Annotated in this window: 7 protein-coding genes and 1 pseudogene; 7 read left to right on the top strand and 1 reads right to left on the bottom strand. The window is 68.6% G+C overall.

Features of this window, described 5'->3' with window-relative positions:
* From QOD90_RS28725 to QOD90_RS28695, 7 genes are all read left to right on the top strand, one after another.
* Window positions 1-417 (top strand): helix-turn-helix transcriptional regulator (locus QOD90_RS28725; protein ID WP_526355514.1); only part of this gene is annotated, 417 nt, incomplete at its 5' end.
* Window positions 418-524: 107 nt separating this feature from the next.
* Window positions 525-896, top strand: coding sequence for a YraN family protein (locus tag QOD90_RS28720; RefSeq protein ID WP_526355512.1), 372 nt, complete (start codon window positions 525-527; stop codon window positions 894-896).
* The gene (locus tag QOD90_RS28715; RefSeq protein WP_526355510.1) at window positions 896-2,407 is read left to right on the top strand and encodes a YifB family Mg chelatase-like AAA ATPase; all 1,512 of its coding nucleotides are present in this window, start codon (window positions 896-898) and stop codon (window positions 2,405-2,407) included. Before QOD90_RS28720 ends, QOD90_RS28715 begins: the two co-directional genes overlap by 1 nt.
* Window positions 2,404-3,585, top strand: a complete 1,182-nt coding sequence (gene dprA / locus QOD90_RS28710) for a DNA-processing protein DprA (RefSeq protein WP_526355508.1) — start codon at window positions 2,404-2,406, stop codon at window positions 3,583-3,585. The genes QOD90_RS28715 and dprA overlap by 4 nt, the downstream gene beginning before the upstream one ends.
* Before the next feature lie 7 nt (window positions 3,586-3,592).
* Window positions 3,593-4,441 carry a siderophore-interacting protein gene (locus QOD90_RS28705; protein WP_526355506.1) on the top strand — a complete coding sequence of 283 codons (849 nt, stop codon included), beginning with the start codon at window positions 3,593-3,595 and terminating at the stop codon, window positions 4,439-4,441.
* A 24-nt stretch (window positions 4,442-4,465) separates the two neighbouring features.
* Window positions 4,466-5,644, top strand: coding sequence for an alpha-hydroxy-acid oxidizing protein (locus QOD90_RS28700; protein ID WP_526355504.1), 1,179 nt, complete (start codon window positions 4,466-4,468; stop codon window positions 5,642-5,644).
* A complete protein-coding gene (locus QOD90_RS28695) occupies window positions 5,641-6,798 on the top strand; it encodes a zinc-binding dehydrogenase (protein ID WP_526355502.1) in 1,158 nt (385 codons plus the stop codon). The genes QOD90_RS28700 and QOD90_RS28695 overlap by 4 nt, the downstream gene beginning before the upstream one ends.
* An 18-nt stretch (window positions 6,799-6,816) precedes the next feature.
* Here QOD90_RS28695 and QOD90_RS28690 read toward each other — a convergent pair.
* Window positions 6,817-7,026 (bottom strand): annotated as a pseudogene (locus QOD90_RS28690) (HNH endonuclease signature motif containing protein); the annotation flags it as partial.

Genomic DNA, 7,026 nt, shown 5'->3' with positions numbered 1-7,026 from the left:
CTCAAACGCCTCGTCGAGGTGTTGTTGATCGAAGCCACCCGGCTTCCCGCCGCGCCAGACCTGGGCAGCGGCGGCAGGGGATTGATTGCGGGACTGGCGGATCCGGTGCTCGCGCCGGCCCTGCGCGAGATGCACGCCGACGTCGCACGCGGGTGGACCGTCGAACACCTCGCCGGGGTCGCCTCGGTGTCACGCGCGGTGTTTGCGCAAAGATTCAGCCGCACAGTGGGTTTGACGCCCATGCAATATCTCTTGGAATGGCGCGTGGCGTTGGCCAAGGATCTGCTGAGAACCGAGCGTCCTGCGGTCACGCAACTGGCCCAGCGGGTCGGCTACCAGTCCGCGACCGCGTTCACGACGGCGTTCACCCGGGTGGCCGGCTGCTCGCCGAGCGAGTACGCCCGGTCGGATACGTAGTGACCGGCGAACGGGTGCACCACTGGCACCTGTGGATGAATCGGCGTCTGTGGATGACGCGCTGACGCCTCGCGTCCGCCGTCGGTGCAGACCCGCAGGGTGTGGCCATGACGGAAACGTGGACTCGCGCCCAAATCGGCGCTCTCGGTGAGCAGCTTGCGGTCGACTATCTGACGTCGCACGGGTTGCAGGTGGTGACCCGCAACTGGCGATGCCGATACGGCGAGTTGGACGTGATCGCCACCGACCCCGCCGCCGGGGCGGTGGTGTTCGTCGAGGTGAAGACGCGCACGAGTGACCGCTTCGGTGGCGTCGAGCAGGCGGTGACGCCGCAGAAGGTCCGGCGGTTGCGCCGGCTGGCGGGGCTGTGGTTGGCCGCCCAGGACCGCCGGTGGTCGCAGGTGCGCATCGACGTGGTGGGCGTGCGGATCGGGCGAGGTCCGGTGCCGGAGATCACCCACCTTCGGGCGGTGGGGTGATGGCGCTGGGACGGGCGTATTCGGTTGCGGTCCGCGGAGTGGACGGTGCCATCGTGGAGATCGAGGCCGACATCACCAACGGGTTGCCGGGGGTGCATCTGGTCGGGTTGCCGGACGCGGCGCTGCAGGAGGCCCGCGACCGGGTGCGGGCGGCAATCACCAACTGCGGCAACGATTGGCCGCAGACCCGGCTGACGCTAGCCCTGTCGCCGGCCACCCTGCCGAAGATGGGATCGGTGTACGACATCGCCTTGGCCGTGGCCGTGATCTCGGCCGAGAAGAAGACGTCCTGGGCCCGCTTGGACAAGACCGTGCTGCTCGGTGAGTTGGCCCTCGACGGGCGTGTCCGACCGGTCAAGGGCGTACTGCCCGCGGTGCTTGCCGCCAAGCGGGAGGGCTGGCCGTCGGTCGTGGTGCCGATCGACAACCTGGCCGAGGCCAGTCTGGTGGAGGGCATCGAGGTATGGGGAGCCAGGACGCTGCGACAGGTGCAGGCATGGTTGGCCGGTAAGGGCAGCCTCGACGATCGCGTGGTCGAGGTGGCGGCCGAGGACGAACCGGTCGCCGATCTCGCCGACGTCGTCGGGCAGTCACATGCCAGGTTCGCCGTCGAGGTCGCCGCCGCCGGCGCGCATCACCTGCTGCTGACCGGTCCGCCTGGAGTAGGCAAGACCATGCTGGCGCAACGCCTTCCGGGCCTGCTACCTCCACTCACCCACGAGGAGTCCCTCGAGGTGACCGCCATCCACTCGGTGGCTGGTCTCCTTTCGGGACGCACCCCGCTGATCACCCGGCCGGTGCTGGTCGCGCCGCACCACACGTCGACCGTCGCCGCCATGGTGGGCGGCGGCTCGGGCCTCGCGCGTCCCGGTGCGGTGAGCCGTGCGCACCGCGGGGTGCTCTTCCTCGACGAGTGCGCCGAGATTGGCTCCAGCGTGCTCGAGGCACTGCGAACTCCGTTGGAGGATGGCGAGATTCGTCTGGCTCGCCGAGACGGAGTGGCCCAGTATCCGGCCCGGTTCCAGCTGGTTATGGCCGCCAACCCGTGTCCGTGTGCACCGGCGAAGTCCAGCGACTGCGTTTGCGCGGCAGTCGTCAAGCGGAGATATCTCGGGAAGTTGTCCGGCCCGTTGATGGATCGCGTCGACCTCCGCGTGGAACTGCATCCGGTCCGCTCGGGCGCGATCGGCGCGGCGGAGGGCGAGTCCACCGCAGCGGTCCGCGACCGGGTGGCCGCGGCCCGTGAGGCGGCCGCATCGCGATGGGCGCCCCACGGCGTTCGCACCAATGCGGAGGTCAGCGGCCCGCTGCTGCGTCGACGCTTCCGGCTCGACCGAACGGTGATGGCGCCGCTGCGGACCGCCCTCGACCGAGGCGATCTCAGCATCCGAGGCATGGATAGAACCCTGCGGGTCGCGTGGACGCTTTGTGATCTTGCCGGTCGTCCGATGCCGGTGCTGGACGACGTCAACACCGCACTGAGCTTCCGCCAGGCCGGGGGCGCAAGGTGAGCGACGAGAACCGGGCTTGGGCCTACCTGTCGCGGGTCGTCGAGCCGCCGTCCCGCGAGTTGACGGCGTTCGTGGCGGCCGTCGGGCCGGTCGAGGCGGCGGATCGCATCAAGCGGGGTGAGGACGTCAAGGGCCTGGGCCGACTGACCGCGGCGCGCCGTGACATCGATTGCTCCGCAAGTGATTTGGAGGTACTGGCCCGACTGAATGGTCGCCTGGTCACCCCGGGCGATCCCGACTGGCCCCTGCTTGCCTTCACCTCATTCAACGGCAAGCCCGCCTGCGACCGGCCGGCGGGACACACGCCGATGGTGCTCTGGGTGATCGGGGATGACTCGCTCGCCGACGTCGCCGAACGTTCGTGCTCGATCGTCGGGACGCGCGCGGCGACGTCCTACGGCGAACATCAGGCGGCGGACTTGGCTGCCGGCCTCGCCGACCGCGACGTGGCAGTCGTCTCGGGTGGCGCGTTCGGAATCGACGGCGTCGCCCACCGCGCCACGCTCGGCGCCGAAGGGCTGACCGTCGCGGTGCTCGCCGGCGGGATCGACGTGCCCTACCCGTCGGCCCACACGGCGATGCTGCGCCGAATCGGCGATCAAGGGCTGCTGGTCACCGAATATCCGCCGGGCGTTCGGCCGGCGCGGCACAGGTTCCTCACGCGCAACCGACTTGTCGCTGCGCTCTCCGGTGCCACGGTCGTGATCGAGGCGGGCCTGCGTAGCGGTGCCGCCAACACGGCCGCCTGGGCCGAGGCCCTCGGTCGTCCCGTCTGCGCCTACCCGGGACCGGTGACGTCGTCGGCCTCAGCCGGATGTCACGTCTTGATCAGGAATGGAGCCTTCTTGGTGACACGCGTCGAGGAGGTGCTGGAATTCGTCGGAGCGGCGGGCGAACTCGCACCCGAACCCGATCGGCCCACGTCACCGCTCGACGGGCTGACCGACGCCGAACTGCGGACCTATGACGCACTTCCGGCGCGGGGAGCCCGCACCGTGGACCAGATCGCGGTCGCCGCCGGCCTGCCGCCAGTCGAGCTGCTGGGCCCGCTCGCGACGTTGGAACTCGCGGGCCTAGTGGTTCGTCAGGAAGGGAAGTGGAGGATTGCGGCCCGCACCGTAGCCAGCCACCCGACCTCACCCGCTCGTATAGTCGGAGGCGATCAACTGACGATATGAGGTGACTGTGGCAGGGCGTCCGATCCACACATTTGAGGTGGTGCGCAGTGAACAGCTGGCGCCGCACATGGTCCGGGTGGTTCTCGGCGGAGGCTTCACCACGTTCACACCCGTCGAGTTCACCGACTCCTACGTGAAGATCGTGCTGCCCCGGTCGGGCACCGATGTGTCGGCGCTCCCGACGCCGCTGACGCTCGACAGCTTCAAGGAGCTGCCCGAGGAGTATCAGCCAGCCGTCCGTACCTACACCGTGCGCCACGTCGACACCGAACGTGGCGAGCTCAGCATCGACTTCGTCGTCCACGGCGAGCACGGGGTGGCAGGCCCGTGGGCAAGCTCCGTCGCACCGGGCGACCCGGCCTACCTGATGGGCCCGAGTGGCGCGTACTCACCCGACCCCGCCGCCGACTGGCATCTGCTGGCCGGCGACGAAGCGGGGTTGCCCGCCATCAGTACCGCTCTCGAGGCGTTGGCACCAGATGCCGTCGGGCAGGTCTTCATCGAGGTCAGCGGTCCCGAGGACGAAGTCCCGGTCAGTGCACCCGAGGGCGTCGAGGTCCGCTGGATCTACCGCGGCGGACGCGCCGACCTGGTCTCCGATGAGCAGGCAGGCGACCACGCACCGCTGATCGCGGCCGTCACGGAAGCCGAGTGGCTCCCGGGGCAGGTGCAGGTCTTCATCCACGGCGAGGCGCAGGCCGTCATGCACAACCTGCGGTCCTACATCCGCAAGGAACGCGGCGTCGACGCGAAGTGGGCGTCGATATCCGGCTACTGGCGACGGGGCCGCACCGAGGAGACGTTCCGTCAGTGGAAGGCAGAACTGGCGAAAGCGGAGTCTCAGCCCGCAGGGTGACCTCGAGCTGGCACGCTTAGCCCCATGGCATTCGGCGACTATCAGCTCGAGATCTACTTGCAGGGCCTTTCCGGCGTCCTGCCGTCATATCCGATGGCGTTCGCGGAATTGGAGGCCAAGGCCCAGGCCGCGATGTCCCCGTCGCTGTGGTCCTACGTGGCAGGAGGCGCCGGGGACGAACGCACCCAGCGCGTCAACGTCACCGCATTCGAGCGGTGGGGTCTGGTCCCGCGAATGTTCGTGGGCGCCAAGGAACGAGACGTGTCCGTCGACCTCTTCGGGATGACCCTTCCGTCGCCGGTCTTCATGGCGCCGATCGGGGTGATGGGGCTGTGCGCGCAGGACGGGCACGGTGACCTGGCGGCGGCGAGGGCGGCTGCCCGGACCGGTGTCCCGATGGTGGTGTCGACGTTGACGGCCGACCCGTTGGAGCAGGTCGCCGCTGAGTTCGGTGACACTCCTGGCTTCTTCCAGCTGTACACCCCCACCGACCGCGACCTCGCCGCCAGCCTGGTCTCGCGTGCCGAGGCGGCCGGTTACAAGGGCATCGTCGTCACACTGGACACCTGGGTTCCCGGTTGGCGACCACGCGACCTTTCGACGTCGAATTTCCCGCAGTTGCGCGGGCACTGTCTGTCGAACTACACCAGTGACCCCGTCTTCCGCGCCTCACTGGCGCAGACGCCCGAGGAGAACCCCCAGGGCGCCATCCTCAAATGGATCTCGGTGTTCGGCAATTCCTTGTCGTGGGCCGACCTGCCGTGGCTGCGCTCGCTGACGACACTTCCCTTGCTGGTCAAGGGCATTCAACATCCCGACGACGCCCGCCGGGCGATCGACGGCGGCGTGGACGGCATTTACTGCTCCAATCACGGCGGTCGGCAGGCCAACGGTGGAGTGCCCGCGGTCGACTGCCTGCCGGGAGTGGTTGACGCCGCCAACGGGGTACCGGTGTTGTTCGACTCCGGCATCCGCAGTGGCGCCGACATCGTCAAGGCGTTGGCGCTCGGTGCCACTGCGGTCGGGGTAGGCCGGCCCTACGCGTACGGCATGGCTCTCGGCGGCACCGACGGCGTCGTGCACGTCCTGCGGTCACTGCTCGCCGAGGCCGACCTCATCATGGGTATCGACGGATACGCCTCGCTCAAGGATCTAGTGCCAGATGCGTTGCGGCGCATCGAGTCTGCGGGGGTGTCGCGATGAGGGCCGTGAGTTGCCTCGACGGTAATCTCGAGGTCGTCGACCTCCCGGCGCCGCAGCCGCAGAAGGGCCAGCTCGTCCTCGACGTGAAGCGATGCGGCATCTGCGGTTCCGACCTGCACGCCAGGCATCACGCAGGCGAGCTCACCGACGTCATGAAGGCGGTCGGCTACGAGGACTTCATGCGGGCCGACACGCCGGTCGTGATGGGCCACGAGTTCTCCGGTGAGGTCGCCGAACGCGGACGCGGGGTCGCCAAGGAGTTCAAGGTAGGCGCGCTCGTCGTCTCGTTTCCGCTGGTGCGCGCCAGCGGCGGCGTGCATCTGACCGGTCTGTCCCCGCTGGCGCCCGGCGGCTACGCCGAGCAGGTCGTCGCCGAGGCGGCGATGAGCTTCGTCGTCCCGAACGGGTTGTCGGCCGACGTCGCGGCACTGACCGAACCGATGGCCGTCGCGCTGCACGCAGTGCGGCGCAGCGACATCGGCAAGGGCGACGTCGCGATCGTGATCGGCTGCGGACCGGTCGGGCTCGCCGTGATCGCTCACCTCAAGGCGTCCGGCGTGAAGACCGTCGTCGCGAGCGACTTCTCCTCGGGCAGAAGGGCGCTCGCGACGAGGTGCGGCGCCGATGTAGTGGTCGACCCAGCGACCGACTCGCCATACGAGCGTGCTGACCGCAAGGGCATGATTACCAAGGCCCCGGCCCTCTACGAGCTCGGCATGGGATCGATGGAGAAGCTGCGGAAGCTACCAGGATGGTCACACGTCTACCGGACTGTGGACGCCCTCGGCGCGGCAGGCCCGAAGCGGCCCGTCATCTTCGAATGCGTCGGCGTGCCAGGAATGATCGACGGGATCGTCGGTGCCGCGCCGCTCAACTCGCGCGTCGTGGTCGTAGGTGTCTGCATGGGTGACGACAAGCTGCGGCCCGCGATGGCCATCAGCAAGGAGGTCGACCTGAGATTCGTATTCGGCTACACGCCATTGGAATTCCGCGACACCCTGCACATGCTGGCCGACGGCAAGGTCGATGGCTCGCCTCTGCTGACGGGCACCGTCGGCCTGGCCGGTGTGGAGACGGCGTTCGACGCTCTCGGCGACCCCGAGATCCACGCCAAGATCATGATCGATCCCGCGAGCACCGCTGTGGCGCCCTGACTTTCAGGGGCGAAGTCGTCAGGGGCCTGGTTCGGCGAGGAGGCGTTCGGGGTGGTGGTAGTAGTTGATGCGGGTTTGGCCGGTGTCGAGGGCTGGGGGTGGGATCCATTCGGCGGTGCCGTTTCGGATGGTGACGGTCCAGCCTTCTTCGGCGAGGCGGTTGTCGCCGGGGCAGGCGAGGGTTTCTTCGTCGATGTTGGTTTGCCCGTGGTGTTTGGCCCAGCTGGT

This window comes from Mycobacterium sp., from assembly GCF_032161845.1.
Classification (GTDB): domain Bacteria; phylum Actinomycetota; class Actinomycetes; order Mycobacteriales; family Mycobacteriaceae; genus Mycobacterium.
Note: the sequence above shows the minus strand (reverse complement) of the source record. Positions and strands in the feature narration are given on the sequence as shown.